Source organism: Burkholderia sp. IO2, from assembly GCF_029522185.1.
Classification (GTDB): domain Bacteria; phylum Pseudomonadota; class Gammaproteobacteria; order Burkholderiales; family Burkholderiaceae; genus Burkholderia; species Burkholderia cenocepacia.
Window position 1 is genome coordinate 38,036 of the sequence record NZ_JAKWFH010000017.1, and the last position, 26,726, is coordinate 64,761.

At 68.4% G+C, this 26,726-nt stretch carries 23 protein-coding genes; 18 read left to right on the forward strand and 5 right to left on the reverse strand.

The features are described 5' to 3' along the window. Positions 1-18: 18 nt before the first annotated feature. Entirely contained in the window at positions 19-921 is a 903-nt protein-coding gene (catA, locus tag MMB92_RS13210) for a catechol 1,2-dioxygenase (RefSeq protein ID WP_006496024.1), read from the reverse strand. A 32-nt stretch (positions 922-953) separates the two neighbouring features. Then, positions 954-2,087: a muconate/chloromuconate family cycloisomerase gene (locus MMB92_RS13215; RefSeq protein WP_058902842.1), complete on the reverse strand. Its 1,134-nt coding sequence runs from the start codon at positions 2,085-2,087 to the stop codon at positions 954-956. A 91-nt stretch (positions 2,088-2,178) separates the two neighbouring features. Here MMB92_RS13215 and MMB92_RS13220 point away from each other — a divergent pair, with 91 nt between their 5' ends. From MMB92_RS13220 to MMB92_RS13230, 3 genes are all read left to right on the forward strand, one after another. Then, on the forward strand, positions 2,179-3,069 hold the full coding sequence (locus MMB92_RS13220; RefSeq protein WP_058902843.1) for a LysR family transcriptional regulator: 891 nt from the start codon (positions 2,179-2,181) through the stop codon (positions 3,067-3,069). A gap of 165 nt (positions 3,070-3,234) precedes the next feature. Next, positions 3,235-4,911 (forward strand): methyl-accepting chemotaxis protein, encoded by a 1,677-nt coding sequence (locus MMB92_RS13225; RefSeq protein ID WP_226245128.1) that lies wholly within the window; start codon positions 3,235-3,237, stop codon positions 4,909-4,911. A 44-nt stretch (positions 4,912-4,955) separates the two neighbouring features. Then, positions 4,956-5,267 carry a hypothetical protein gene (locus tag MMB92_RS13230; protein WP_012493170.1) on the forward strand — a complete coding sequence of 104 codons (312 nt, stop codon included), beginning with the start codon at positions 4,956-4,958 and terminating at the stop codon, positions 5,265-5,267. 156 nt (positions 5,268-5,423) lie between these two features. On the opposite strand, the gene andR is transcribed toward MMB92_RS13230, so the two are convergent. Continuing rightward, entirely contained in the window at positions 5,424-6,383 is a 960-nt protein-coding gene (andR, locus tag MMB92_RS13235) for an anthranilate 1,2-dioxygenase regulatory protein AndR (RefSeq protein ID WP_034202656.1), read from the reverse strand. Between the two features lie 212 nt (positions 6,384-6,595). Between andR and andAc the strand changes: the two genes are divergently transcribed. The 5 genes from andAc to MMB92_RS13260 all read left to right on the forward strand — a co-directional run bounded on the left by andAc (position 6,596) and on the right by MMB92_RS13260 (position 11,314). Further along, a complete protein-coding gene (gene andAc / locus MMB92_RS13240) occupies positions 6,596-7,867 on the forward strand; it encodes an anthranilate 1,2-dioxygenase large subunit AndAc (RefSeq protein WP_058902844.1) in 1,272 nt (423 codons plus the stop codon). A 15-nt stretch (positions 7,868-7,882) separates the two neighbouring features. After that, entirely contained in the window at positions 7,883-8,359 is a 477-nt protein-coding gene (andAd, locus tag MMB92_RS13245) for an anthranilate 1,2-dioxygenase small subunit AndAd (protein ID WP_006490977.1), read from the forward strand. 35 nt (positions 8,360-8,394) lie between these two features. Then, positions 8,395-8,721 carry an anthranilate 1,2-dioxygenase ferredoxin subunit AndAb gene (gene andAb, locus MMB92_RS13250; protein WP_006496019.1) on the forward strand — a complete coding sequence of 109 codons (327 nt, stop codon included), beginning with the start codon at positions 8,395-8,397 and terminating at the stop codon, positions 8,719-8,721. Further along, positions 8,711-9,931 carry an anthranilate 1,2-dioxygenase system ferredoxin--NAD(+) reductase gene (andAa, locus tag MMB92_RS13255; RefSeq protein WP_058902845.1) on the forward strand — a complete coding sequence of 407 codons (1,221 nt, stop codon included), beginning with the start codon at positions 8,711-8,713 and terminating at the stop codon, positions 9,929-9,931. The genes andAb and andAa overlap by 11 nt, the downstream gene beginning before the upstream one ends. Positions 9,932-10,027: 96 nt before the next feature. Beyond that, positions 10,028-11,314, forward strand: coding sequence for a DUF445 domain-containing protein (locus MMB92_RS13260; protein WP_006490986.1), 1,287 nt, complete (start codon positions 10,028-10,030; stop codon positions 11,312-11,314). 48 nt (positions 11,315-11,362) lie between these two features. Here the strand turns inward: MMB92_RS13260 and MMB92_RS13265 are convergent, their stop codons facing one another. Continuing rightward, positions 11,363-11,662 carry an addiction module antidote protein gene (locus tag MMB92_RS13265; protein WP_006490972.1) on the reverse strand — a complete coding sequence of 100 codons (300 nt, stop codon included), beginning with the start codon at positions 11,660-11,662 and terminating at the stop codon, positions 11,363-11,365. 3 nt (positions 11,663-11,665) lie between these two features. Beyond that, on the reverse strand, positions 11,666-11,983 hold the full coding sequence (locus tag MMB92_RS13270; RefSeq protein ID WP_059722545.1) for a type II toxin-antitoxin system RelE/ParE family toxin: 318 nt from the start codon (positions 11,981-11,983) through the stop codon (positions 11,666-11,668). 388 nt (positions 11,984-12,371) lie between these two features. Here MMB92_RS13270 and MMB92_RS13275 point away from each other — a divergent pair, with 388 nt between their 5' ends. The 10 genes from MMB92_RS13275 to MMB92_RS13320 all read left to right on the forward strand — a co-directional run bounded on the left by MMB92_RS13275 (position 12,372) and on the right by MMB92_RS13320 (position 26,718). Further along, complete coding sequence (locus MMB92_RS13275) at positions 12,372-14,012, forward strand: acetolactate synthase large subunit (protein ID WP_006490980.1); 1,641 nt, start codon at positions 12,372-12,374, stop codon at positions 14,010-14,012. Positions 14,013-14,040: 28 nt separating this feature from the next. Beyond that, entirely contained in the window at positions 14,041-15,474 is a 1,434-nt protein-coding gene (locus MMB92_RS13280; RefSeq protein WP_006490987.1) for an aldehyde dehydrogenase family protein, read from the forward strand. A gap of 242 nt (positions 15,475-15,716) precedes the next feature. Then, the gene (locus MMB92_RS13285) at positions 15,717-17,300 is read left to right on the forward strand and encodes a Na+/H+ antiporter (protein ID WP_058902848.1); all 1,584 of its coding nucleotides are present in this window, start codon (positions 15,717-15,719) and stop codon (positions 17,298-17,300) included. A gap of 474 nt (positions 17,301-17,774) precedes the next feature. Continuing rightward, positions 17,775-18,908 carry a hybrid sensor histidine kinase/response regulator gene (locus MMB92_RS13290; protein WP_006490975.1) on the forward strand — a complete coding sequence of 378 codons (1,134 nt, stop codon included), beginning with the start codon at positions 17,775-17,777 and terminating at the stop codon, positions 18,906-18,908. A gap of 124 nt (positions 18,909-19,032) precedes the next feature. Then, positions 19,033-20,709 (forward strand): methyl-accepting chemotaxis protein, encoded by a 1,677-nt coding sequence (locus MMB92_RS13295; protein WP_012493173.1) that lies wholly within the window; start codon positions 19,033-19,035, stop codon positions 20,707-20,709. Next, positions 20,706-21,227 (forward strand): chemotaxis protein CheW, encoded by a 522-nt coding sequence (locus tag MMB92_RS13300; RefSeq protein WP_006490979.1) that lies wholly within the window; start codon positions 20,706-20,708, stop codon positions 21,225-21,227. Before MMB92_RS13295 ends, MMB92_RS13300 begins: the two co-directional genes overlap by 4 nt. Beyond that, entirely contained in the window at positions 21,224-22,645 is a 1,422-nt protein-coding gene (locus tag MMB92_RS13305; protein ID WP_012493174.1) for a CheR family methyltransferase, read from the forward strand. The genes MMB92_RS13300 and MMB92_RS13305 overlap by 4 nt, the downstream gene beginning before the upstream one ends. 46 nt (positions 22,646-22,691) lie before the next feature. After that, positions 22,692-23,396, forward strand: coding sequence for a chemotaxis protein CheW (locus MMB92_RS13310; protein WP_059722549.1), 705 nt, complete (start codon positions 22,692-22,694; stop codon positions 23,394-23,396). Then, positions 23,393-25,702, forward strand: coding sequence for a response regulator (locus tag MMB92_RS13315; RefSeq protein WP_006497326.1), 2,310 nt, complete (start codon positions 23,393-23,395; stop codon positions 25,700-25,702). Before MMB92_RS13310 ends, MMB92_RS13315 begins: the two co-directional genes overlap by 4 nt. Beyond that, on the forward strand, positions 25,699-26,718 hold the full coding sequence (locus MMB92_RS13320; protein ID WP_006497325.1) for a chemotaxis response regulator protein-glutamate methylesterase: 1,020 nt from the start codon (positions 25,699-25,701) through the stop codon (positions 26,716-26,718). The genes MMB92_RS13315 and MMB92_RS13320 overlap by 4 nt, the downstream gene beginning before the upstream one ends. Positions 26,719-26,726 lie beyond the last annotated feature (8 nt).

Genomic DNA, 26,726 nt, shown 5'->3' on the forward strand with positions numbered 1-26,726 from the left:
GTCGAACGGGAAGGGCGCTCACGCCTGCGCGCGGGCCCGCTCGACTTCGCTGCCCGGCACGTCCTGCTTGTCCTTGAGCAGCGTGAAGTCGAAGTCGATCAGCGCGAACTGCCCGTCGACGCCATACGGCTTGCCTTCCGCGCCCTCCGCCTGCTTGACCGGCGGGATCAGCCCGTCGCGCGTCGCGAACGCGAAGTCGTCCCACAGGTGCGGATCGCCGTCGATGTTGATCTGCGTCGTCAGCTTACGATAACCGTCCGCCGAAACGAAGAAGTGAATGTGCGCCGGACGATGGCCGTGGCGGCCGAGCTGATCGAGCAGTTGCTCGGTCTTGCTGCCCGGCGGCACGCTGTAGCCGACCGGCAGCACGCTGCGGAAGCTGTAGCGGCCTTCGGCATCGGTGCGGATCGAGCGGCGCAGGTTGAACGCCGGCTGCGACGCGTCGAAGTACGAGTAATTGCCCAGATGGTTCGCGTGCCACACCTCGACCAGCGCGTTCGCGAGCGGCGCGCCGTCCTGGCCGAGCACGCGGCCGCGCATGATCAGCGTCTGGCCCGGATCGGTGCCGTCGTCGAGCCGCGCGTGGCCGACCGATTCGGGCGCGCCGGCGACGTACAGCGGCCCTTCGATCGTGCGCGGCGTGCCGCCCTGGATGCCGGCCTTGGCCTCGGCTTCGTCCATCCGCACGTCGAGGAAGCGTTCGAGGCCGAGGCCCGCGGCGATTAGCCCGAATTCGCGGCCGGCTTCGTTCAGGTAGTTCAGGGCCGTCCAGAATTCGCTCGGCTGCACGTCGAAGTCCTCGATCGTGTAGCAGATGTCCTTCACGATCCGGTTGACGATCGCGCGCACGCGCGGGTTGCCGGGCTTTTCCGCGGCGTCGTCGAAGGTCTTCAGCAGGGCGTCGATGGCTTGCTTGTTCATCTGTGTCTCCGGTGTCGGTTGTCGTGTGGGGATCAGCGGGCGTCGCGTCGCATCCGTTCGATGCGGGCCCAGTCGAAGGTGATGCCGAGGCCGGGCGTCGCCGGCAGATGCAGCTTGAAATCCTGGTAGCGCAGCGGCTCGACGAGGATCTCCTCGGTGAGCAGCAGCGGGCCGAACAGTTCGGTGCCCCATTTCAGCGAGTCGAACGTGCTGAACAGTTGCGCGGACGCCATCGTGCCGGCCGCGCCTTCGAGCATCGTGCCGCCGTACAGTTCGATGCCGGCCGCCGCGGCGATCGACGCGACGCTCGCCGCGCCCTGCAGGCCGCCCGACTGCGCGATCTTCACCGCGAACACGTCGGCCGCGCGATCCTGCGCGAGCGCGAACGCATCGACGGGGCCGTGCAGCGCCTCGTCGGCCATGATCGGCACCTGCGCGAGCTGCGTGAGGCGTTTGAGCCCCGCGCGGTTGGTCGCGGCGATCGGCTGCTCGACGAGGCTCACGCCGGCGTCGGCCAGCCGCGCGCCGGCCCAGATCGCATCGGTTTCGCTCCAGGCCTGGTTCACGTCGACCCGCACGTCGCCGCGCTCGCCGAGCGCGCGCTTGATCGCGACCACGTGGGCCACGTCGTCGGCGACCGCGTTCGAGCCGATCTTCAGCTTGAACGCGCGATGGCGGCGGGCGTCGAGCATCGCTTCGGCTTCCGCGATGTCGCGTTGGGTATCACCGCTCGCGAGCGTCCACGCGACATCGACCGCATCGGTCCGCCGGCCGCCGAACAGCTCGGACAGCGGTACGCCCAGGCGCCGCGCCTGCGCGTCGAACAGCGCGGTCTCGATCGCGCATTTCGCGAAACGGTTGCCCTGGAACAGCTTGCGCGCCCGCGCGATCGCGGCGCCCGGGCGCGTCGCGTCCATGCCTTGCAGCAGCGGCGCGAAGTAGGTGTCGATGTTGACCTTGATGCTTTCGGGGCTCTCCTCGCCATACGCGAGACCGCCGATGGTCGTCGCCTCGCCGACGCCTTCGATACCGTCCGTGCATCGAACGCGGACCAGCACGAGGGTCTGGCAATTCATCGTCGCGACCGACAATTTGTGGGGCCGGATCGTCGGCACGTCGACCAGCAGCGTGTCGATGCGTTCGATGGTGGCGGCAGTTGCTATCATGCGATTCCTCCTGTTGGTGCACATGGTAGGAATTCCCGCCCCGCGTCGTCCAACACTCTTTCCGACTACTTCCATACCTTTGAGGCATGAAATGGAATTGCGTCAGCTCCGTTACTTCATCGCCGTCGCCGAGGAAATGAACATCACGCGGGCCGCGGAGCGGCTGCACATGACGCAGCCGCCGCTGAGCCGCCAGCTTCAGGCGATCGAGGAGGAGATCGGGTTGCCGCTGTTCGAACGCGGCGCGCGGCCGCTGAAACTGACCGATGCCGGGCGCGTGTTCTATGCGCAGGCGAAGCGTCTGGTCGACCAGGCCGACGAACTGGGGCCGCTGACGCGGCGGCTCGCGCAACTGTCGGAGCGGATCGTGATCGGTTTCGTGCCGTCGACGCTGTACGGCGCGCTGCCCGACGTGATCCGTGCGTTTCGCGAGGCGCAGCCGGACGTCGAGCTGTCGCTGATCGAAATGTTCACGCTCGAACAGCTCGGTGCGCTGAAGGGCGGGCGGATCGACGTGGGGTTCGGCCGCCTGCGCTTCGACGACGACCAGCTGGTGCGCGAGGCGCTGATCGAGGAAAAGCTGATCGCGGCGCTGCCGGTCGGGCATCGGCTCGCCGATCCGGCCCGGCCGCTGACGCTCGCGGATCTCGCCGACGAGACGATGATCGTCTACCCGAGCACGCCGCGGCCGAGCTTCGCCGATCAGCAATTGTCCGCGCTGCGCGACGGCGCGGTCGTGCCGGCGGCCGTGCACGAGGTGCGCGAGCTGCAGACCGCGCTCGGGCTCGTCGCCGCGCAGGTCGGCGTGTCGCTGGTGCCCGAGAGCGTGGAGGGCGTACGCGTGAAGGGCGTGGTCTACCGGCGGCTGCCGGAGCCGGGCGCGACGTCGCCGATCATCATGAGCCGCCGGCTGCACGGCGAAAGCGCCGCGACGGCGGCGTTCTGCGCGATTGCGCGGGAGATGATCGTGCCGTCGGCGTGATGGCTGACGGCCGACACAAAACGATCGCCGCATGCCGATTATTGCCGCACATGGTTTTTTCTATCCTGCCGGCAGCCGATAAATCGGCCATGTCGCTCTCCGTAAACAGGGTTGGACGCGGGGTTTCCCGTTCCGCATCGCCCTGGAACAGTGGAGGAGAGCAGCGTGAGCCGATTGGGGAAAAGCATCAAGTTCAGGATCTTTTTCGCGCTTGCCGCGTGTGTCGCGCTCATGGTCGCCATCGGCGTGTTCGGCCTGTTCGGTCTGTCGAGACTGAATTCGAACGTCCATGATGCTTATACGGACAACACCTTGCCGATCAGCGAATTGTCGGAAATTCGCGCCGCGACCTTCGAGACGCAGCTTCGGATGCGCGGGGTGTTGTCCGAGCGCGATCCCGCGCGGGTCCGCAGCGGGATCGACGAGACGCGTGCCGGGCAACGCCGTCTCGACACGATATGGAACCGCTATTACGGCCAATCGATCACGAGCGACAAGGAGCGCCGCATCGCGGCCCGGATTCGCGACGTGCTGCCGCGGTTCCGGGCCGGCGTGGACGCGGCACTCGCGGCGGTGGGCGGCGGGGACCGCGACGCGGCCGCCGCGGCGATCGACCGGCTGGCGCCCGCCGCCGGCGCGCTCAAGCAGGCGCTCGACGACGACATCGCACTGAACATCGATCAGGCGAAGTCGTTCGTCGACGACAGCGCGTCGACCTTCGTCATGATCCTGTGGATCGCGATCGGCCTGATCGGTATCGGCGTGCTGGTCGCGGCGTGGGTATCCGCGCACCTGATGCGGCACATCTCGACGCCGCTCGGCAAGGCCGTGCGCGTGGCCGACGAGATCGCCGGCGGGTCGCTGGACAACCGGATCGACGTCGACTCGCACGACGAATTCGGCCGGTTGCTCGGTGCGTTGGCGACGATGGATCGGCAACTCGGTGCGACGGTGCGCGGCATCAAGCGCAGCGCGGAAGCGGTGGGGGTTGCGTCGCGCCAGATCGCGAGCGGCAATGCCGATCTGTCGGCCCGCACGGAAGAGCAGGCCGCGTCGCTCGAGGAAACCGCATCGAGCATGACGCAACTGACCGAGACCGTGAAGCAGAACGCCGACAACGCGCAGCAGGCCAATACGCTGGCGACGCGCGCGACCGGCATGGCCGATGCCGGCAACGATGCCGTGCAGAGCATGGTCGCGACGATCGGGCAGATCAGCAGCAGTTCCAGCCAGGTTGCCGACATCACGGGCGTCATCGAGAGCATCGCGTTCCAGACCAACATCCTCGCGCTCAACGCCGCGGTGGAGGCCGCGCGCGCCGGCGAGCAGGGGCGCGGCTTCGCGGTGGTCGCGAGCGAGGTGCGCAGCCTCGCGCAGCGCTCGACGGCCGCTGCGAAGGAGATCAAGGAACTGATCGGCGCGTCGGTGTCGATGATCCGCGACAGCGCGCGGCAGGCCACGGGCGTCGGCGCGACGATGGAGCAGGTGAAGCTCGCGATCAAGCAGGTGTCCGATATCGTCGCCGAAATCGCGGCCGCGTCGCGGGAGCAGAGCCAGGGGATCGGGCAGGTCAATCTGGCGATCGAGCAGATGGACCAGGTGACGCAGCAGAACGCGGCGCTCGTCGAGCAGGCGGCCGCGGCGGCGCATTCGCTCGAGGAGCAGGCCGGCCGCCTGCAGGCGGCGATGGCGGCGTTCAAGCTCGCGCCGAATGCCGACGATGCGCCGGTCATGGCGTCGTCGGCGCCTGCATCCGCGCTCGCCGTCGCACCGACGAAACCGCTGGCGGCGGGGCTGAGCACCCCTGTCGCGGGCGGCGCCGTCGACTGGAAGGCGTTTTGATCGGGATAACGGTTCGCAGCCTGCTGCGACGGGAGTATCGGCCCTTGAATGGCTCGACGCGTTCTGCTCACGTGGTACTCACGCTCGATGCGCTCGTCGACGCATGCGTGCGTTTCGATCCGTTGGACCGGGATCAGCGGCTGATCGTCCGGACGCTGGTCGTGCCGATGCTCGCGCGGCGGCTGAAGTGGCTGGGGCTGTTGCTGCGCGCGAGCCCGCGCAGCGAGGCCACGCGCGCGATGCTCGAACGGATCGAAGGGGCGCTGGCGTGCGCGGCGGCACGGCTCGACCCTGCGCGCCGGCCATCCGCGGATGCGGCGAGCAACGCCGTGCCGCGGCGCGGGCCGCCGGCGTAGATCGCGACGCGAGGTCGTTGCGCGAGTGCGACCGGCCGTCGATTGGGGCGACCTCGCTCACGCGCGGAAGGCGCGAAGGGTGGGAACGGCGATCGGCAGGACGGCGCGCGAAATGCAGCCTACGGCCGTGCGGCAGTGCGTGTGCGGACGGCTGCTTCAGCGCCTGGCGTCGAGCGTTTCCGACGGCGATTCGCCGAACTTCTCCCGATACGCGATCGCGAACCGGCCCAGGTGGGTAAACCCGCAATCGAGCGCGATATCGGCGATCCGTCGCTCGGATGTCGACCCACGCAGCAACTCCCTCGCATGGTCGAGCCGCGTCGCGCGCAGATATTGCATCGGGCTCATCCCGCGGAATTGCAGGAACGCGTCGCGCAGCGTCCGTTCGGGCACGTTGGCGGCCTGGACGATATCGGCGAGCTGCAGCGGCTGCGCGTAGTGCGCATCGACGAACTCCTGCGCGCGCCGCACGAAGCCCGGCGCCGGGTCGCGATGCGACGCCTGCGGCACGGACGGCGGATGGCCTTCGATCAGCAGGTCGATCAGCAGATGCTCGAGCTGCGACGCGACCCGCGGGTTCGCGTTCGCGCGTTCGAGCAGCTCGGGCGACCGCGCGACGAGCATCAGTTGCTGACGCCACGCGGCGAGCGCGGCGTCGCTGACGTGCAGCACGGGGTCGAGCGTCGCGCGCGGGTCGCCGGTCAGCGAGCCGACGGTCGCCGCGTCGATGCGCAGCACGAACTGCTCGCAATCGGCCGACAGCACCGCGTCGAAGCGCTCGCCGGGCGCGCACAGCACGCCGGTCTGGCCGTCGACGCCGAGCTGCCGCCCCATCGCGCGCACTTCGGCCTGGCCGGACAGGCAGAACATCAGCAGGTAGTAGCCGTCGACGGCATCGACCTGCACGCGCATCGCGTCGCCGAACGCGATCGTGCCGATCCCGAGCCCGCCCAGCTTGACGAAATCCATGTGCGACGCGCCCTGCACGCGGCCGCTCGGCAGCAGCGCGTGCGGCTGCATCACGCGCGAGATCCGCTCGCGCGTCTCGTCGAGATCGCGGGATTCGAACAGCCGGTGCGCGCGTAGCGCGAGCGGCTCGAACGACGTTGGGGACATGGGCCTCAGCCTTGGTAGGGCGACGCGCGCTTCGATCCGACGAATGGGTCGCGATCGTGCGACGGGTCGCGTGTGCCGTCATGCTAGCGCAGAAATCCGCCGAAAGTGGATATTGCACCGCCGCAATCGCACTTTCCGGATAGACGCTGAATATTAGCTTTTCAAAAATCGGCTCCATGCATTCAACGCAACGGATCGACAAGGAGTCCGACATGGAGCAGACAGAATCGCCCGTCGTTTTCGCGGAGCGCGGCGACGCATCCGACGTGACCTTTCCGCACGACGACGGCTCGCGCGTGCCGTACAAGGTGTTCAGCTCGCGGGCGGTCTACGATCGCGAGCAGGAACGCATCTTCCGCGGGCCGACGTGGAACTTCGTCGCGCTCGAAGCGGAGATCCCGAACGCCGGCGATTTCAAGAGCACGTTCGTCGGCGACACGCCGGTGGTCGTCACGCGCGCCGAGGACGGCACGCTGTCCGCGTGGGTGAACCGCTGCGCGCACCGCGGCGCGCAGGTGTGCCGCAAGTCGCGCGGCAACGCGAGTTCGCACACGTGCGTCTATCACCAGTGGAGCTTCGACAACCAGGGGAACCTGCTCGGCGTGCCGTTCCGGCGCGGCCAGAAGGGGATGACCGGGATGCCGGCCGATTTCGATCCGAAGCAGCACGGGCTGCGCAAGCTGCGCGTCGACAGCTATCGCGGGCTCGTGTTCGCGACCTTCAGCGACGAGGTCGCGCCGCTGCCCGAGTATCTGGGCGAGCAGATGCGTCCGTGGATCGACCGGATCTTCCACAAGCCGATCGAGTATCTCGGCTGCACGCGCCAGTATTCGAAGTCGAACTGGAAGCTGTACATGGAGAACGTGAAGGACCCGTATCACGCGAGCATGCTGCACCTGTTCCATACGACCTTCAACATCTTCCGCGTCGGCATGAAGGCGCGCTCGATTCCGGACGCGAATCACGGGCTGCACAGCATCATCACGGTGACGAAGACGAATGACGACACGTCGGCCGCATACAAGCAGCAGAACATCCGTTCGTTCGACGAGGGCTTCCATCTGGAGGACGAATCGATCCTCGATCTCGTATCGGAATACGACGAGGATTGCACCAACCATATCCAGCCGATCTTCCCGCAGCTCGTGATCCAGCAGATCCACAACACGCTGGTCGCGCGGCAGATCCTGCCGAAAGGGCCCGACAACTTCGAGCTGATCTTCCACTTCTTCGGCTATGCGGACGACACGCCCGAGCTGCGCGCGCTGCGCATCAAGCAGGCGAACCTCGTCGGGCCGGCCGGCTACATCTCGATGGAAGATACCGAAGCGACCGAGCTCGTGCAGCGCGGCACGGTGCGCGACGCCGATGCGACGTCGGTGATCGAGATGTCGCGCGGCAATCCGGACCAGCAGGACACGGTGATCACCGAGAGCCTGATCCGCAAGTTCTGGGTCGGCTACCAGAAGCTGATGGGCTATTGAGGCGGGAGCAGGAAAATGACGGAAGACATGAAGACGTGGTTCGAGATTTACATGCTCCAGAACCGCTATATCGGGCACCTCGACAACGATCGGCTCGAACACTGGCCGGAGATGTTCACCGAGGACTGCACGTACGAAATCGTGCCGAAGGAGAACGCCGATCTCGGGCTGCCGGTCGGGATCGTCCACTGCACGAACCAGCGGATGCTGCGCGACCGCGTGGTGTCGCTGCGGCACGCGAACATCTACGAGGAGCACACGTACCGGCACATGACGTCGGGCCTGACGATCGTCGCCGAGCGCGACGGCGAAATCGATACCGAGAGCAACTACGTGGTCGTGCAGACGCGCAGCAACGGCGAATCGAACGTGTATCAGGCCGGCAAGTACTACGACACGGTCGTGCGCACGCCCGACGGCCTGCGCTACAAGACCAAGCGCGTGATCTACGACACGTCGCGCGTGCAGACGCTGCTCGCGACGCCGATCTGACCGCTCTGATCGATCTGACGAAGCAAGGAATCGACATGACTGAAGCAACGCTCGCCCAATGGCATCCGCTGGGCGCTTTCGACGAATTCTCCGAAGACGAACCGGCGGCGCGCGTCGCCGGCCAGAAGCCGATCGCGGTGTTCCGGATCGGCGACGAACTGTTCGCGATGCATGACCTCTGCACGCACGGCCATGCGCGGCTGTCCGAAGGCTATGTGGAGGATGGCTGCGTCGAGTGCCCGCTGCATCAGGGGCTGATCGACATTCGCACCGGCGCGCCGAAATGCGCGCCGATCACCGAGCCGGTGCAGACCTATCCGATCCGGATCGTCGACGGGCAGGTGGAAGTCAATGTCGGCTGATCCGTTCGTGATCGTCGGCGCCGGCCACGCGGCGCGGCGTACGGCCGAAGCGCTGCGCGCACGCGATGCGGCGGCGCGCATCGTGATGATCGGCGCGGAGCGCGAGCTGCCGTATGACCGGCCGGCGCTGTCGAAGGATGCGCTGCTGACGGACGGCGGCGAACAGCGCGCGTTCATCCGTGATGCCGCGTGGTATGACACGCAGCGCATCGCGTTGCGGCTCGGCACCCGCGTCGACGCGATCGAGCGCGATGTGCAGCGCGTGCGGCTCGACGACGGGGCGACGTTGCCGTACGGCAAGCTCGTGCTCGCGACGGGTTCGCGTGTGCGCACGTTCGGCGGGGCGATCGACGAAGGTGTCGCGGTGCATTACGTGCGCACGGTCGACGATGCGCGTGCGTTGCGTGCGCAACTGGCGCCCGGGCGCCGCGTGGCGGTGCTCGGCGGCGGCTTCATCGGCCTCGAGGTCGCGGCGGCCGCGCGCCAGCTCGGCTGCGACGTGACGGTGATCGATCCGGCGCCGCGGTTGCTGCAGCGCGCGCTGCCGGAAGTCGTCGGCGCATATGCGCGGCAATTGCACGATGCGCGCGGCGTGCTGTTCCGGATGGCGACGCTGCCGCGCGCGATCCGGCGCGCGCCGGGCGGCGGCGCGGTCGTCGAGACCGATCAGGGCGACGTGCCGGCCGACGTCGTCGTGGTCGGCATCGGCGTGGTGCCGAATGTCGAGCTGGCGCAGGCGGCCGGGCTCGACGTCGACAACGGGATACGCGTCGACGCGGGCTGCCGCACGGCCGATGCCGCGATCTTCGCGGCGGGCGAGGTGACGATGCACTTCAACCCGCTGCTCGGGCGGCATGTGCGGATCGAATCGTGGCAGGTGGCCGAAAACCAGCCGGCCGTCGCGGCCGCGAACCTGCTCGGTGCCGACGAGACCTATGCCGAGCTGCCGTGGCTGTGGTCGGATCAGTACGACTGCAACCTGCAGATGCTCGGGCTGTTCGGCAGCGAGCGCACGATCGTCGTGCGCGGCGAGCCGGCGAGCGGGCCGTTCACGGTGTTCGCGCTCGGCGACGACGGCAGGATCGTCGCGGTGGCCGCGGCGAACCTCGGACGCGACATCGGCGCGTCGCGCCGGCTGATCGCGGCAGGGGCGGTGCCCGATCCGGTGAAGCTGGCCGATCCGGCCGTCAACCTGAAGACGTTCATGTAGCAGCGGCGCGCGCGGTGCGTGCCCGCGCGGGCCGCGGGTTTGTCGGCTGCGGCGAAATCGGGGATATTAGCGGCATCGCCGATCCGCTCGTCTTCCATGACGCCAGACAAAGCCCTCGAACTGAAACGAAGCAAGCGCCGTGCGCTGTGGCTGCTGCTCGCGGCCGTCGCGGTGTTCGTCACCACCATCGTGCTGCCGCGCGGCCCGTGGGTCGACGGTTTCAAGGCCGTCGCGGAAGCCGCGATGGTCGGCGCGCTCGCCGACTGGTTCGCGGTCGTCGCGCTGTTCCGCCGCGTGCCGATTCCGTTCGTGTCGCGCCACACCGAGATCATCCCGAAGAACAAGGACAAGATCGCCGACAACCTCGCGGTGTTCGTGCGCGAGAAGTTCCTCGGCCCCGACGCGCTCGCCGCGCAGATCCGCCAGCACGATCCCGCGCAGAAGCTCGGCGCATGGCTCGGCGAGCCGGCGAACACCGACGCGCTCGGCGGCTACGTGACGAAGCTGATGAGCTTCGCGCTCGACATGACCGACGACGCGCGGATCCAGTCGTTCGTCCACGATGCGTTCCGCGCGGTGATCGACCGGGTCGACCTGTCGCAATCGGCCGGCGCGATCCTCGATACGCTGACGAAGGACGGCCGCCACCAGGCGCTGCTCGACGACGCGATCGAACAGGTGGTCGACGTGCTCGACAAGGAAGAGAACCGCGAGGTGATCGCGGGCTTCATCGTCGAATGGCTGAAGACGCAATACCCGAAGGTCGAGAAGATCATGCCGACGCAATGGTTCGGCGAGAACGGCGCGCGGATGCTCGCCAGCGCGGTGAGCCGCGTGCTCGAAGGCGTCGCGGCCGACCCCGAGCACGAGTTGCGGCAACGCTTCGACCGGACGGTCGTGCGGCTGACCGAGCGGCTGAAGCACGACCCCGCGTTCCTCGCGAAGGGCGACGAGATCAAGCGCTATATTCGCGACGGCGACGCGTTCAACGAGTACGTGCGCGACTTGTGGGACCAGTTGCGTGCGTGGCTGAAGGCCGATCTCGCGCGCCCCGATTCGGCGCTGCACCGGCAGGCCGCGACGCTCGGCGGCTGGCTCGGCGCGCGGCTCGCCGAGAGCCCGGCGCTGCGCGCGTCGCTCAACGAACATGTGGAGCGGGCCGTGCACGAGATGGCGCCCGATTTCGCCGATTTCCTGATGCGTCACATTCGCGACACGGTGCGCAACTGGGACGCGCGCGAGATGTCGCGACAGATCGAGCTGAACATCGGCAAGGATCTGCAGTACATCCGCATCAACGGCACGCTGGTCGGCGGCCTGATCGGGCTCGGCTTGTATCTCGTGTCGCTGGTGCCGCGCTGGGCGGCCGGGTGGCTGCACTGACACGGGCACGGACGTTGCGCACGTGGCGCGACGCCGTGCGCCGCCGGATCACGCGGCAGCCTTGGCGCCGTGCAATTGCAGGCCGAGCGCCTTGATGACTTTCAGGATCGTGCCGAAGCTCGGATTGCCGTCGTGCGACAGCGCCTTGTACAGCCCTTCGCGCGACAGGCCCGCATCGCGTGCGACCTGCGACATGCCGCGTGCGCGGGCGATCACGCCGAGCGCATGCGCGATGAAGGCCGGATCGTCGCCGGCCTCCTGCAGGCATGCGTCGAAGTAGTCGGCCATGTCGTCTTCGGTTTTCAGGTGTTCGGCCGAATCCCACGGCCGCGTCTTGATCTTGTCCATCGATCACTCCATGTCGAGGTGCGCGAGCATTGCGTGCGCGGCGCGGATGTCGGCCTGTTGCGCCGATTGATCGCCGCCGCAGAGCAGGATGACCCATATCGTTCCGCGCCTCACGTCATAGACGCGATAGCCCGGGCCGTGGTCGATACGCATTTCGACGACGGGGGAGCCGGCGGATTTCCAGTCGCCCGGATTGCCCATCGACAGGCGGTCGATGCGCGCCTGGATGCGGCGTTTGGCGAGGCGATCGGGCAGGCCGGCAAACCAGGCGTCGAAGACGTCGGTGGTCCGGATGCTGAATGCAGGAGGACTGTAGGGCATGCATTGCAATGTGTCAACCATGGTTCACATGTCTGTTGAATGGAACATCGTTGCCATGCCAGCCCGCCGGTCGCGTCACCGGGCGCTGACTGGCCGTCAGGCCGATCTTTCCGCTGCCGGAGCCGGCCATCCGGTCGAAGCCGGAGTTGCGCGAATCCGTCTACAATCAAAAACGTCTTTGCCGCCTGCGCGTGCTTGCCGCGTGCGGGCGGGTCCGTCCGTCCTCCGGTGTTCGGGGGCGTCGCCGCGCATCACGCATCGCGTCGTGCGCGGCGGGCAGTGCCGTGGTCAGTGTCCAGTAGGTAAGGCGTCCGCGTGCCGTAGGCCGGCGCGCGTCATGAACGCCGCGTGTCCGTAGGCCGGGCAGGCGGCATAACCGAGAGTCCCCATGAAAGCATCGGATCTGTTCGTGAAGGCGCTGGAAGCCGAAGGCGTCGAGTACGTGTTCGGCATTCCAGGAGAAGAAAACCTCGATCTGCTCGAATCGCTGCGGCGATCGAAGATCAAGCTCGTGCTGACCCGGCACGAGCAGGCGGCCGGGTTCATGGCCGCCACCTACGGCCGTCTCACGGGCCGCACCGGCGTGTGTCTCGCGACGCTCGGGCCGGGCGCGACGAACTTCGTGACGGCCGCCGCGTATGCGCAGCTCGGCGGGATGCCGATGCTGATGATCACCGGGCAGAAGCCGATCAAGTCCAGCAAGCAGGGCCACTTCCAGATCGTCGACGTGGTCGACATGATGCAGCCGCTCACGAAGTTCACGCGGCAGATCGTGTCGATCGGCAACATCCCGTCGGCCGTGCGCGAGGCGTTCCGCCGTGCGGAGGAGGAGCGCCCGGGCGCCGCGCACCTCGAACTGCCCGAAGACATCGCGCACGAGGAGGGCGACGGCAAGCCGATCCCGCGCAGCTACAGCCGGCGGCCGGTGGCCGAGGAGAAGGCGGTCGCGCATGCGGTCGACGCGATCCAGGCCGCGCGCCATCCGCTCTTGATGATCGGCGCGGGCGGCAACCGCAAGACCACCTGCAAGATGCTGCTCGAGTTCGTCGACAAGACGGGCATTCCGTTCTTCACGACGCAGATGGGCAAGGGCGTGATCGACGAGACGCACCCGCTGTGGCTCGGCAACGCGACGCTGTCCGACGGCGATTTCGTGCATCGCGCGATCGAGCACGCGGATTGCATCATCAACGTCGGCCACGACGTGATCGAGAAGCCGCCGTTCTTCATGCGCACCGACGACAAGACCGTGATCCACGTGAACTTCCTCGGCGCGCAGGTCGACCCCGTCTATTTCCCGCAGATCGAGGTGGTGGGCGACATCGCGAACGCGGTGTGGCAGATGAAGGAGGCGTTGACGCCGCAATCGCACTGGGATTTCGAGCGCTTCAAGATGATCAAGGCGCATTTCGACGCGCACCTGGAAAAGGGCCAGCACGATCCGCGGTTCCCGATGTACCCGGTGCGGATCGTCAACGACCTGTACAACGCGTTGCCGGTGGACGGCATCGTCTGTCTCGACAACGGGATGTACAAGATCTGGTTCGCACGCTACTGGCGTGCGCACGAGCCGAACTCGCTGCTGCTCGACAACGCGCTCGCGTCGATGGGCGCGGGCCTGCCGTCGGCGATCGCGACCAAGATCGTGCATCCGCAGCGCAAGGTGATCGCCGTGTGCGGCGACGGCGGCTTCATGATGAATTCTCAGGAGCTCGAAACGGCGGTGCGGCTGAAGCTCGACATCGTCGTGATGATCCTGCGCGACGACGCGTTCGGGATGATCCGCTGGAAGCAGGAGAACATGAATTTCCCCGATTTCGCGATGACGCTGCAGAACCCCGATTTCGTGTCGTACGCGCAAAGCTACGGCGCGCACGGGCATCGCGTCGAGTCGGCCGACGATCTCGAGCCGCTGCTGCGCGAGTGCTTCTCGTCGCCGGGCGTGCATGTGATCGACGTGCCGATCGACTACTCGGACAACGAGCGCGTGCTGAACCGCGAGATCAAGCGCCTGTCGGCGCAACTCTGAATACCCGTTCACAGGAAGGAGTCGTTCCATGTTGAAGGAAACCTATCCGTACTACCTCGCCAACGAAGCCGTCTACGCGAACACCGATCTGGAGGTGACCGACAAGTTCAGCGGCAAGGTCGCCACGCGCGTCGCGCTGGCCGACGCGAAGGCGATCGATGCGGCGATCGCCGCCGCCGTCGACGCCACGAAGCCGATGCGCGAGATGCCGGCCTACCGGCGGCAGGCCGTGCTCGATCATTGCGTCGCGCGCTTTCGCGAACGGTTCGACGAGCTGGCCGAGGCGTTGTGCATCGAGGCCGGCAAGCCGATCAACGATTCGAAGGGCGAAGTCACGCGGCTGATCGACACGTTCCGCGTCGCGTCCGAGGAATCGGTGCGCATCGACGGCGAGATCGTCAACCTCGAGATCTCCGCGCGTGCGCAGGGCTATACGGGCTACACGAAGCGCGTGCCGGTCGGCCCGTGCTCGTTCATCTCGCCGTTCAACTTCCCGCTGAACCTCGCCGCGCACAAGGTCGCGCCCGCGCTCGCGGCCGGCTGTCCGTTCGTGCTGAAGCCGGCGAGCCGCACGCCGATCGGCGCGCTGATCATCGGCGAGGTGCTCGCGGAGACCGACCTGCCGAAGGGCGCGTTCTCGGTGCTGCCCGCGCATCGCGACGGCGCCGACCTGTTCACGACCGACGAGCGCTTCAAGCTGCTGTCGTTTACCGGCTCGCCGGCCGTCGGCTGGGCGCTGAAGGAGAAGGCCGGCAAGAAGAAAGTCGTGCTGGAGCTCGGCGGCAACGCGGCCGCGATCGTCGATGCCGACCAGCGCGACCGGCTCGACTACGTGGTCGAGCGGCTCGCGTTCGGCGCGTACTACCAGTCGGGCCAGAGCTGCATCGGCGTGCAGCGGATCCTCGTGCATGCCGATCTTTACGACGCGCTGCGCGAGAAGCTGATCGCGAAGACGCGTTCGCTGAAGATGGGCGATCCGAAGGATCCGTCGACGTTCGTCGGCCCGATGATCTCGGAATCCGAGTCGCGCCGGCTGTCGGGCTGGATGGATGCGGCCGTCGCGGCAGGCGCGAAGATCGTCGCGGGCGGCAAGGTCGACGGCGCGATGTTCGAGGCGACGCTGCTGGAGAACGTCGGGCGCGAGCAGGACCTGTACCGCAAGGAGGCGTTCGGCCCGGTCGCGATCCTCGAGAAGTTCGACCGCTTCGACGACGCGCTCGCGCGCGTGAACGACAGCGACTTCGGGCTGCAGGCCGGTGTGTTCACCGATTCGCTCGCGCATGCGCACCGCGCATGGGACGAACTGGAGGTCGGCGGCGTCGTGATCAACGACGTGCCGTCGTTCCGCGTCGACAACATGCCGTACGGTGGCGTGAAGGATTCGGGCCTCGGCCGGGAAGGGATCCGCTACGCGATCGAGGACATGACCGAGCCGCGGCTGATGGTGGTGCGGCGCCGGTAACGCGCGGCAGGCAGCGCGGCGCCGCGACGGCACGCGGGCGGGCGATCGGGCCGGCCTGCGTGCCGTTTTGCATGGCGGCGCGTGGAGCGGCACGGCGCCGCGCATGTGCCCTGCATGTGCCGCGCCGCGGGCCGCCTGAAACAGGCTCGACTGCGGGCCTCGCCTCGTGATGTAATCGCGCGAAACTGCCGACCGGGGTACGACGCCGGAACGCGCGAATTCATTCTTCACGAGGTCGATTCATGTCCCCCGTCTCGGCATTCAAGCTGGTTCTGTTGTCATTCCTCGCGATCGTCGCGCTCGAATGCATCGCCAAGCGGCTGCGGCTGCCGCCCGCGGCCGCGCTGCTGATCGGCGGCATCGGCATCGCGTTCATTCCCGGCCTGCCGCCGATCAACCTCGATCCCGAGCTGGTGCTGCTGGTGTTCCTGCCGCCGCTGCTGATGGACGGCGCGTACTTCTCCGTGTGGGAAGAGTTCAAGCGCAACGTCGGCGGCATTCTGATGCTGGCGATCGGCGCGGTCGTGTTCACGACGTTCGCGGTCGGCTTCGCCGTGCACTGGGTGGTGCCGGAGCTGCCGTGGGCCGCGTGTTTCGCGCTCGGCGCGATCGTGTCGCCGCCCGATGCGGTCGCGGCGAAAGCCGTGCTCGAACGCGTTGCGCTGCCGCGCCGGCTGATGGTGCTGCTCGAAGGCGAGAGCCTGCTGAACGACGCGGCCGGCCTCGTGCTGTTCCGCTTCGCGGTCGCGGCCGCGCTCACCGGCGCGTTCAGCCTCGAGCACGCGGTCGTGCGCTTTGCGGAGCTCGGGCTCGGCGGCGTGGTGGTCGGCTTCGTGGTCGGCAAGCTCGTCGTGTGGTTCCTGAAGCTGCTCGACGACGACTATCTCGTGATCACCGTCGCGGTGATCGCCGGCTGGATTTCTTACATCGCGGGCGAAATGGTCGAGGTGTCGGGCGTGATCGCGACCGTCACGACCGGCATGATCGTCGGCTGGCATCAGCACGAGGTATTCTCGGCGGCGGTGCGCACGCGTGGCACGGCATTCTGGCAGGTCATCGTGTTCCTGCTCGAGGCGATGGTGTTCGTGTTGATCGGCCTGTCGCTGCGCGGTGCGATCCATCGGCTCGGCGGTTTCGAACAGGTGCTGGGCACGATGGTGCCGCCGGTGCTCGCGGTGCTGGCGGCGGTGATCGTGTCGCGCTTCGTGTGGATCTACGCGGTCGAGGCGCTGAAGTGGCCGGTGCGCGGCGTCGTACGGCGCGGCGAGGCACCCGACTGGAAGGCCGCGACGATCATGAGCTGGGCCGGCATGCGCGGCGTGGTGACGCTGGCGATCGCGCTGTCGCTGCCCGAGGCGCTGCCTGGCCGCGACGTGATCCTGGTCGCGTCGTTCGCGGTGATCCTCGTCACCGTGCTGCTGCAGGGCACGACGATCGGGCCGCTTATCCGGCTGCTGCGCCTGCCGCAGCGCGACGAGCGGGCCGCGCACCATCTGACCGAGCCGCAGACATGGGCGTACGTCGAGGCCGCGCAGCTCGCGGCGATCCAGCCGCTCGTGCGCGACGAGAACGGCGTCGTGATCCATCCGCGCCTGCTCGAGCAATACACGTATCGCGCCGAGCTGACCGAACGCTCGAAGAACGAGCCCGCGTATCCGGCGGAAGTGCGCATGGCGCACTACGACGTGGTGCTGGCCGCGATCCGGGCCGGGCGTGCCGAACTGTTGCGCCTGCACCGGTCGGGGCGCATCCACGACGAGATGCTGCACGCGCTCGAACGCGACCTGGACCTGCAGGAAGTATCCGCGCAGCACGCGCGCGGCTAGGGCGCCCGGCTCGCGAATCGCACGGGCCGGCGCCCTGCCGGTCCTGACCCGCGCGCGGGGCGAGCCACCCCGTCGCGCGATTTTCTCCTCCCGCCAGCCGATTCGGAGTATCTGAATCCGGCCCTCAATATGACCGATCCCGAGTCTTGCAGCGCATGCAAACCTCATGGCGCCGGTCTCGCAAACGTTATCGTCTCTCGAATCCGGAAATGATCTGATTTAACTGTTTCCGTCTCTTTCTGCATATTTGGCAAAACTAAACCGGAAGGAGATAGATGCTGTGTTCTAATTTCATTTAGAATCAGCCGGTTATGTTTATTGAGAGAAAGAATGCGGAGGTAATGCGGTCGTCGACGGGGGAACAAGCGGCGTCCAAAGCCCCGCAAGGCAGTGCCGACAGGCCAAATCGGCGGAATCAGGCGGGTTTTTCAACTGCCAATATAAGATAGCGTCCAAGTCGGATAAACAACTCCTATGAAAGAATCGATTGGAGATTCGGCGTTTGAAACTGTATTTATGAAAGAATCGAGCAGTGATAATGCCTCGGATTACCTCGAATCGGGGTTATCGGTCCTCCTGGTCGACGACCAGCCGTTCGTCGGCGAGGTGATCCGCCGCGCGTTGCGCAGCGAGCACGACATCGACCTGCACGTGTGCACCGACGCACACCGGGCGATGGCGGTCGCGCGCGACGTGAAGCCGACGGTCATCCTGCAGGATCTCGTGATGCCGGAGATCGACGGCCTCGATCTCGTGCGCGCGTGGCGCGCGGACGCCGGCACCGCCCGCGTGCCGATCATCGTGCTGTCCGCGAAGGAGGAGCCGATCGTCAAGCGCGAGGCGTTCATCGCCGGCGCGAACGACTATCTGGTGAAGCTCCCCGACGCGATGGAGCTGACCGCGCGCATCCGCTATCACTCGAATTCTTACCTGATGTCGCGGCAGCGCGACGAGGCGCTCGATTTCCTGTCGCACGACATGCGTTCGCCGCAGACGTCGATCCTCGCGCTGCTCGACGTCTACCGGACCGAACACGGCGACATGCCGGCGATCATGGAGCGCATCGCCGGCCATGCGCGGCGCGCGCTCGCGCTCGCCGACGGTTTCATCCATCTGACCCGCGCGCAGTCGGAGCGCCGCGCGCACGAGGTCGTGAGTCTCAACGAAATCGTGCTCGACGCCGTCGACCAGCTGTGGGAGAAGGCGGCCGGGCTCGGCTGCCGGGTGATCGCGCACGTGCCCGATACCGAGTGCGTGACGATGGGCGACCGCATGATGCTGACGCGCGCGGTCGCGAACCTGGTCGACAACGGGCTGAAATACGGGCCGGCCGGGATGGACGTACATTGCACGCTGGGCGGCGAGGACGGCGCCTGGCTGATCGGCGTCGAGGACGCCGGCGCGGGCATCGCGCCGGAACAGCGCACGGCCGCGACCGAGTCGTTCGTGCAGCTCGAATCCGCGCACGGCGCGGCGCGCGGCGGCTTCGGCCTCGGGCTCGCGTTCGTCCGCGCGACGGCGGCGCGGCATCGCGGCCAGATCCTGATGCGCAATACGGCGCGCGGCTTCATGGTCGCGCTTCGGCTGCCGGCGCAAGCGGAGCGGTGATTTCGCGGCGCGGCCTGCCGGCGCCGCGCCGCTCGCGAGACCCCGATGCGCTCGTGGCGCGCCACCCGGCGCGCATGCGGACGCGGATTTTTTCAACGCTGAATTTAGAAAGCCCATAACGAACATGGCCACCGTGACGCCCCGCGCGACCAATGAAAGCCTGCATCCGACCATCGGCGCTGGCCGGCTGACGCTCGGCAATCGCATCCTGCTCAGCTTCGGCGTGCTGTTCGTGCTGATGCTGGTGACCGCCGGCGTGTCGTACGAGCGACTGCGCGCGATCAACGCCGAAGCCATCAGCATCGAGCGCGACTCGCTGCCCGGCGTCTACCTCGCGTCGACGCTGCGCGGCTCGGTCAACGAATCGTTCACGCTGCTGCAGCAGGCGACCTTCGTCGATACCGAACCCGAAACCGTGCAGCGCGATCTCGCGAAGATCCCCGACGTGCTGAAGGACATCGAGTCGCTGTCGGTGGACTACCAGAACACGACGTTCCGCGACGACGACCGGCAGCGCTTCGTGGCGTTCCGCGGCGCCTACGATCATTACGCGCCGCTGCTGAACGAAGCGGTGCAGAAGGGCCGCGTGTCGCACGAGGAAGCGGTCGCCGCGTACGCGAAAGTGCTGCCCGCGTGGACCGAGGTCGTGCGCAACGCGAACGTGCTGGTGCAGGAGAACCGCAAGTTCGCCGAGCAATCCGCGAAGCTGATCCGCGAATCGGTGCAGGACACCGAGATCGTGCTCGCGACCGCGCTGGCGTTCGTGCTGCTGTCCGCGCTCGGGCTCGGGTACGTGCTGTACCGTTCGGTCACCGTGCCGATGGCGCGGCTCGTCGAGGTGCACGACGTGATGCGTACCGGCAACCTGACGCGTCGCCTCGATCTGCGCCGTCGCGACGAATTCGGCACGCTCGAGACGGGCTTCAACCGGATGGCCGACGAGCTGACCGAGCTGGTCTCGCGCGCGCAGCAGTCGTCGCTGCAGGTGACGACGTCGGTGGCCGAGATCGCCGCGACGTCGCGCGAGCAGCAGGCGACCGCGAACGAGACCGCGGCGACGACGACCGAGATCGGCGCGACCTCGCGCGAGATCTTCGCGACGTCGCGCGACCTGCTGCGCACGATGAACGAGGTGGCCGGCGTGGCCGAGCAGTCGGCGACGCTCGCGGGCGTGAGCCAGAGCGGACTCACGCGGATGGGCGAGACGATGCGCAGCGTGATGGATGCGGCCGGCTCGGTGAACGCGAAGCTCGCGATCCTCAACGAGAAGGCGCTGAACATCAACCAGGTGGTCGCGACCATCACCAAGGTGGCCGACCAGACCAACCTGCTGTCGCTGAACGCGGCGATCGAGGCCGAGAAGGCCGGCGAGTACGGCCGCGGCTTCGCGGTCGTCGCGACCGAGATCCGCCGCCTGGCCGACCAGACGGCCGTCGCGACCTACGACATCGAGCAGACGGTCAAGGAAATCCAGTCGGCCGTGTCGGCGGGCGTGATGGGGATGGACAAGTTCTCCGAGGAAGTGCGCCGCGGGATGCTCGACGTGCAGCAGGTCGGCGGGCAGCTGTCGCAGATCATCGCCGAGGTGCAGACGCTCGCGCCGCGCTTCCAGATGGTCAACGAAGGGATGCAGACGCAGGCGAACGGCGCCGAGCAGATCACGCAGGCGCTGTCGCAACTGTCGGAGGCCGCGCAGCAGACCGCCGAATCGCTGCGCCAGTCGTCGCAGGCGATCGACGACCTGACGCTCGTCGCGAACCAGCTGCGCACCAGCGTGTCGCGCTTCAAGGTCGACGCGTGACGCGCGCCGATCCGCAGAACGGCGCCCACGCGCTGTTCCTGATGTTCGAGCTCGACGGCGAGCGCTATGCGCTCGACGCGGCCGGCATCGACGAGGTGCTGCCGCTCGCCGTCATGAAGGCGGTGCCCGGCGCGCCGGACTGGATCGCCGGGCTGCTGATGCGCGGCGGGCAGCCGGTGCCGGTGATCGACCTGCCGATGCTGGCGCTCGGGCGGCGCGCGCAGGCGCTGCGCTCGACGCGGCTCGTGATGGTCCGCTGTCGCGCGAGTCACGCCGGCCACGCCGACGGCGAACGCACGATCGGCCTGATCGTCGAGCGCGCGACGCAGACGATGCGGATTGACCGCGCGGCGTTCCGCGTGAGCGGCATCGCGACCGCGCGCACGCGCTGGCTCGGGCGGGTCGCGAACACGCCCGACGGCGTCGTGCAGCAGGTGTCGGTGTCCGACCTGATCGACGACGTCGCACGCCTGTCTCTGTTCGACGGCCTGCCGGGCCACGGGGAGGAGTCCGCATGAACGTGTCCGAATCGCGATTTCGCGGCTGGTTGCTGCGCGAGACGGGCATCGACCCCGATTCGCTCGGCAACGATTTCCTGATGCGTGCGCTGACCGATCGCATCCATGCGTGGCAGGCGGACGGCGAGCGCGTGCCGTCGGCCGCGCGGCCGCCCGTGACGCCGGAAGCGCTCGACGCGTACTGGCAGCAGCTCAACGCGTCGGCCGACGAACGGCGCGCGCTGATCGAGCTGTTCGTCGTCCCGGAAACGTGGTTCTTCCGCGACCGCGAGGCGTTCGCGACGCTTGCGCGGCTGGCCGCCGAACGGCTCGCCGCGATGCCTGGCCGCGTGATCCGCGTGCTGAGCGCGCCGTGCTCGACGGGCGAGGAGCCGTATTCGGCGGCGATGGCGCTGCTGGATGCGGGGCTCGAACCGGCCAGCTTCGCGATCGACGCGATCGACCTCAGCCCGCGCGCGATCGAGCAGGCGCGGCTCGGCTGTTACGGGCGCAATGCGTTCCGCGGGACGGCGACGGAGTTTCGTACGCGCTACTTCACGCCGACCCGCGACGGCTGGCTGCTCGACGAGCGCGTGCGGGCGTGCGTGCAGTTCAGTCACGCGAACCTCGTCGAACCGCTGGCCGATACCGGCATTCGCTACGACTTCGTGTTCTGTCGCAACGTGCTGATCTATTTCGACCGCGACGCGCAGGATCGCGTGATCCGCTCGCTCGACGAGCGTCTTGCCGACGACGGCGTGCTGTTCGTCGGGCCGGCGGAGACGGGTGTCGCGATGCGGCACGGAATGCGCTCGGCGCGGGTGCCGCTCGCGTTCGCGTTTCATCGCGAGCCGGCCGGCGCGGCGGCCGAGGCTGGCGCGGCGCGACCGGTCGCGCCGCTGTCCGCGGCGGCGCCGTATCGGGGCGCGGAGCGCTTCACGATCGCACCGCTCGCCGCGCCGCGCCCGGTGGTGGCCGTCGCGCCGCCCGCCTGGCTCGGCGACGTGCGTCAGCCGTTCGCGGCGGTGCCGCCGCCGGTCGTGCCGGCGGCCGCGATCGACGCCCGGGCCGACCTCGCGCTGGCAACCGCCGGGACGGCCGCCCCGGCCAACGACGGCATCGCGGCGGCGCTCGACGATGCTCCGACGCTGGAGGATGCGCAGGCGCTGGCGAACGCGGGCGCGTTCGACGAGGCCGAGCGTGTGCTCGCGCAGTTCTCGGCGCGCGTCGGCCCGCATGCCGATGCGTTTTATCTGAACGGACTGATCGCGGATGCGCGCGGGCGCGCTGCGGAAGCCGGCGACTTCTATCGCAAGGCGCTGTACCTGCGCCCCACGCATCACGAGGCGCTGACGCATCTCGCGACGCTGCTCGACGTCGGCGGCGATCGTGCGGGCGCGCAATGGCTGCTCGAACGCGCCCGGCGTTCGGCCGGCTGACACGATGACGGAAACGGGATCGACACCGCGATGACCAGAGGAATTCATGAACCGCGACGCCGCTGCCACTGACGACGCGACGCTCGACGTCGACGATTGCTGGAACCGGATCGGCACGCGCGGCGACCGCTCGTGCGAGCGGCTGAACGACTGCCTGCGCTGCCTGAACTGCCCGGTCTACGCGTCGCACGCGGCGAAGCTGCTCGAGCGTCCGCTCGACGTGGCCGAGATGACCGACGTCACGCGCCGGATGAGCGCGTTCGGCACCGCGCAAGCGGGCGACGACGGCGATACGCGCCATGCGGCGCTCGCGTTCCGGGTGGCCGACGAATGGCTCGCGCTGCCGATCGGCGTGCTGCGCGAGATCGCCGGCACGCGCCCGATCCATTCCTTGCCGCATCGCCGCAATTCGGCCGTGCGCGGGGTGGTCAACATCCGCGGCACGCTGCGCATCGCGATCTCGATCGGCGCGCTGCTCGGCCTCGATGCCGGCAAGGCGGGCAGCGGCAGCGACGACGGCCGGTTCACGCGGCTGCTGGTGGCCGCGCACCAGGGCGAACCGGTCGTGTTTCCGGTCGACGAAGTCGAGGGCGTGCTGCGCTTCGGCGCGTCCGACTGGGTGCCGGTGCCCGCGACGGTCGGGCGCGCGAGCGCCGGCCTGTCGCGCGGCGTGCTGGCGTGGCGCGGCAAGTCGGTGGGGCTGCTCGACGACGATCGTCTGTTCGACGCCGTGACACGGAGCATGCGATGAGCGGCGATGACGACCTGAGCCACCTGTCGCTGCTCGAACTGTATCGCGAGGAGACGCGCACGCAGACCCAGGCGCTGTCGGAGCGGCTGCTCGCGCTCGAATCGGGCGAGCCCGATTCCGTCGCGCTCGAGGCATGCATGCGCGCCGCGCATTCGCTGAAGGGTGCCGCGCGGATCGTCGGCGTGCCGCTCGGCGTCGACATCGCCGGGCGGATGGAAGAATGCTTCGTCGCCGCGCAGGCCGGCACGATCGCGCTGACGGCCACGCACGTCGACGTGCTGCTGGCCGGCGTCGACTTGCTGGTGCGCGTCGGCGATCCGCAAGGGCCGCCCGTATCGCAGACCGAGATCGACGTGTTCGCGGCGGCACTGACGGGCGCCGACGGCGCGCAGACGATGCAGGCGCCGGCCGCCGTGCCGCCGCCGATACCGCCGTCGGTCGTGCCGTATCGCGATCACGACGGCGCCGCCAACGAGCCGGTCGGCGCGAGTGCCGCGGTGCCGCCGCTCGCCGTGTCGGGCACGGTGCCCGATCCGGCCCAGGCCGGCCGCGTGGCGGGTGCCGGCGCGATGCGCCGCGTGCGCGCCGATACGCTGAACCGGCTGCTGAGCCTGTCCGGCGAATCGCTGGTCGAATCGCGCTGGCTGAAGCCGTTCGCCGAATCGATGCTGCGCGTGAAGCGTGCGCAGCGCGACGCGGCCCGTTCGCTCGACCTGATGTACGAGCAATTCGCCGACGATCTCGACGCCGGCATGCTCGCGTCGATGAACGAAGTGCGGCACATGCTCAACGACCTGCAGCGCTCGCTCGCCGAGCGCATGGACGAATTCGACCGCTTCGAGCGGCGCAGCACGCATATCGCCGAGCAGCTGTACGACGAGGCGCTGCAGTGCCGGATGCGCCCGTTCGGCGACGCGACCCGCGCGTATCCGCGCATCGTGCGCGATCTCGCGCGCTCGCTCGGCAAGCAGGTGCGTTTCTCGATCGTCGGCGAAGGCACGCAGGTCGATCGCGACATCCTCGACCTGCTCGACGCGCCGCTCGGCCATCTGCTGCGCAACGCGATCGACCACGGCGTCGATTCGCCCGACGCGCGCCACGCGCGCGGCAAGCCGGCCGAGGCGAGCGTCACGCTCGAGGCGCGTCACAGCGCCGGCTCGCTGCTCGTCAGCGTGATCGACGACGGGCCGGGCGTCGACATGGACGCGCTGCGCGCGGCTGTCGTGCGCCAGCGCCTGACCGACGACGAGACCGCCGCGCGGCTGTCCGATCCCGAACTGCTCGAATTCCTGCTGCTGCCCGGATTCTCGATGCGCGACGCGGTGACCGACGTGTCGGGGCGCGGCGTCGGCCTCGACGCGGTGCAGGAGATGGTGCGCGGCGTGCGCGGCGCGGTGCGGATCTTCAACGAGCCGGGCGCCGGCATGCGCTTCGTGCTGCAGTTGCCGCTCACGCTGTCGGTGATCCGCAGCCTGCTCGTCGAGGTCGGCGGCGAGCCGTATGCGTTTCCGCTCGCGCACGTGCGCCGCACGCTCGAACTCGCGCACGACGACATCGACGTGCTCGAAGGGCAGCCGCATTTTCCGTTCGACGGCCGGCGCGCGGGCCTCGTCGCCGCGCACCAGCTGCTCGACGCGGGCGAGCCCGACGTGGCGCGCGCCAGCACGGCGGTCGTGGTCGTCGGCGGCGAACCCGAGCTGTACGGCGTCGCGGTCGACCGCTTCCTCGGCGAGCGGATGCTCGTCGTGCAGCCGCTCGACAGCCGCCTGCACAAGATCCAGAACATCGCGGCCGGCGCGCTGCTCGAGAACGGCGACCCGGTGCTGATCGTCGACGTCGAGGACCTGATCCGCTCGGTCGACAAGCTCGTGCGCGGCGGCCAGCTCGCGCGGCTCACGCGCGATCCGCAACTCGCGCTCGCCGACCGGCGCCGTCGCGTGCTCGTCGTCGACGATTCGCTGACGGTGCGCGAGCTCGAACGCAAGCTGCTGGAAAAGCGCGGCTACGACGTGACGGTCGCGGTCGACGGGATGGAAGGGTGGAACGCGGTGCGCAGCGATGCGTTCGATCTCGTCGTGACCGACGTCGACATGCCGCGCATGGACGGCATCGAACTCGTCACGCTGATCAAGAGCGACCCGATGCTCAAGCGCGTGCCGGTGATGATCGTGTCGTACAAGGATCGCGACGAGGATCGCCGGCGCGGGCTCGATGCCGGCGCCGATTACTACCTCGCGAAGAGCAGCTTCCACGACGAGGCGCTGCTCGATGCCGTGCACGACCTGATCGGAGATGCGCGCGGATGAACATCGGCATCGTCAACGACCTGCCGCTGGCCGTGGAGGCGCTGCGCCGCGTGATCGCGCTGCGTGCGGACCATCGCGTGCTGTGGGTCGCGACCGATGGCGACGAGGCGGTGGATTTCTGCGTCGCGCATCCGCCCGACGTCGTGCTGATGGATCTCGTGATGCCGAAAGTCGACGGCGTCGCCGCGACGCGCCGGATCATGGCGCGCGCGCCGTGCGCGATCCTGATCGTGACGGCGAGCGTCAGCGCGAACACGTCGTCGGTGTACGAGGCGATGGGCGCCGGCGCGCTCGATGCGGTCGACACGCCGACGCTCGCGCTCGGGCTGTCGACCGACGCATCGCCGCAGGCGCTGCTCGCGAAGATCGACCAGATCGGCCGGCTGCTCGAAAGCCGCTCCGTGGCGCTCGTGCCGCCGGGGCCGGCGCCCACGCGCGGACAGCCGACGCTCGTCGCGATCGGTGCGTCGGCGGGCGGGCCGACCGCGCTCACCGCGCTGCTGCGCGCGTTGCCGGCCGATTTCCCGGCCGCGATCGTGATCGTCCAGCACGTCGATCAGGCATTCGCGTACGGCATGGCCGAATGGCTCGACGGCTATACGCGGCTGCCGGTGCGCGTCGCGCGGCAGGGCAGCGTGCCCGAGGCCGGCGCGGTGCTGCTCGCGGCGACCAACGACCATCTGACGCTATCGCCGCGCGGCGTGCTCGGCTATACGCGGCATCCGGCCGAAACGCCGTACCGGCCGTCGATCGACGTGTTCTTCAACAGCGTCGCGGACGGCTGGCAGAGCGAGGCGCTCGGCGTGCTGCTGACCGGCATGGGGCGCGACGGCGCGCTCGGCCTGAAGGCGATGCGGGCGAAGGGCTGCTACACGATCGCGCAGGACGAAGCGACCAGCGCCGTGTACGGGATGCCGAAGGCGGCGGCGGCGATCGGCGCGGCGTCGGCGATCCTGCCGCTCGAACAGATCGCGCCCCAGTTGATCGCGCGGATCGCGCTCGCGCCGCGCGACTGACCGCGCGC

Excerpts from the sequence above, each read along its gene's own strand:
- catA (WP_006496024.1), bottom strand. The coding sequence starts at position 921 with ATGAACAAGCAAGCCATCGACGCCCTGCTGAAGACCTTCGACGACGCC.
- MMB92_RS13215 (WP_058902842.1), bottom strand. The coding sequence starts at position 2,087 with ATGATAGCAACTGCCGCCACCATCGAACGCATCGACACGCTGCTGGTC.
- MMB92_RS13220 (WP_058902843.1), top strand. The coding sequence starts at position 2,179 with ATGGAATTGCGTCAGCTCCGTTACTTCATCGCCGTCGCCGAGGAAATG.
- andR (WP_034202656.1), bottom strand. The coding sequence starts at position 6,383 with ATGTCCCCAACGTCGTTCGAGCCGCTCGCGCTACGCGCGCACCGGCTG.
- andAc (WP_058902844.1), top strand. The coding sequence starts at position 6,596 with ATGGAGCAGACAGAATCGCCCGTCGTTTTCGCGGAGCGCGGCGACGCA.
- andAd (WP_006490977.1), top strand. The coding sequence starts at position 7,883 with ATGACGGAAGACATGAAGACGTGGTTCGAGATTTACATGCTCCAGAAC.
- andAb (WP_006496019.1), top strand. The coding sequence starts at position 8,395 with ATGACTGAAGCAACGCTCGCCCAATGGCATCCGCTGGGCGCTTTCGAC.
- andAa (WP_058902845.1), top strand. The coding sequence starts at position 8,711 with ATGTCGGCTGATCCGTTCGTGATCGTCGGCGCCGGCCACGCGGCGCGG.
- MMB92_RS13260 (WP_006490986.1), top strand. The coding sequence starts at position 10,028 with ATGACGCCAGACAAAGCCCTCGAACTGAAACGAAGCAAGCGCCGTGCG.
- MMB92_RS13265 (WP_006490972.1), bottom strand. The coding sequence starts at position 11,662 with ATGGACAAGATCAAGACGCGGCCGTGGGATTCGGCCGAACACCTGAAA.
- MMB92_RS13270 (WP_059722545.1), bottom strand. The coding sequence starts at position 11,983 with ATGCCCTACAGTCCTCCTGCATTCAGCATCCGGACCACCGACGTCTTC.
- MMB92_RS13275 (WP_006490980.1), top strand. The coding sequence starts at position 12,372 with ATGAAAGCATCGGATCTGTTCGTGAAGGCGCTGGAAGCCGAAGGCGTC.
- MMB92_RS13280 (WP_006490987.1), top strand. The coding sequence starts at position 14,041 with ATGTTGAAGGAAACCTATCCGTACTACCTCGCCAACGAAGCCGTCTAC.
- MMB92_RS13285 (WP_058902848.1), top strand. The coding sequence starts at position 15,717 with ATGTCCCCCGTCTCGGCATTCAAGCTGGTTCTGTTGTCATTCCTCGCG.
- MMB92_RS13290 (WP_006490975.1), top strand. The coding sequence starts at position 17,775 with ATGAAAGAATCGATTGGAGATTCGGCGTTTGAAACTGTATTTATGAAA.
- MMB92_RS13295 (WP_012493173.1), top strand. The coding sequence starts at position 19,033 with ATGGCCACCGTGACGCCCCGCGCGACCAATGAAAGCCTGCATCCGACC.
- MMB92_RS13305 (WP_012493174.1), top strand. The coding sequence starts at position 21,224 with ATGAACGTGTCCGAATCGCGATTTCGCGGCTGGTTGCTGCGCGAGACG.
- MMB92_RS13310 (WP_059722549.1), top strand. The coding sequence starts at position 22,692 with ATGAACCGCGACGCCGCTGCCACTGACGACGCGACGCTCGACGTCGAC.
- MMB92_RS13315 (WP_006497326.1), top strand. The coding sequence starts at position 23,393 with ATGAGCGGCGATGACGACCTGAGCCACCTGTCGCTGCTCGAACTGTAT.
- MMB92_RS13320 (WP_006497325.1), top strand. The coding sequence starts at position 25,699 with ATGAACATCGGCATCGTCAACGACCTGCCGCTGGCCGTGGAGGCGCTG.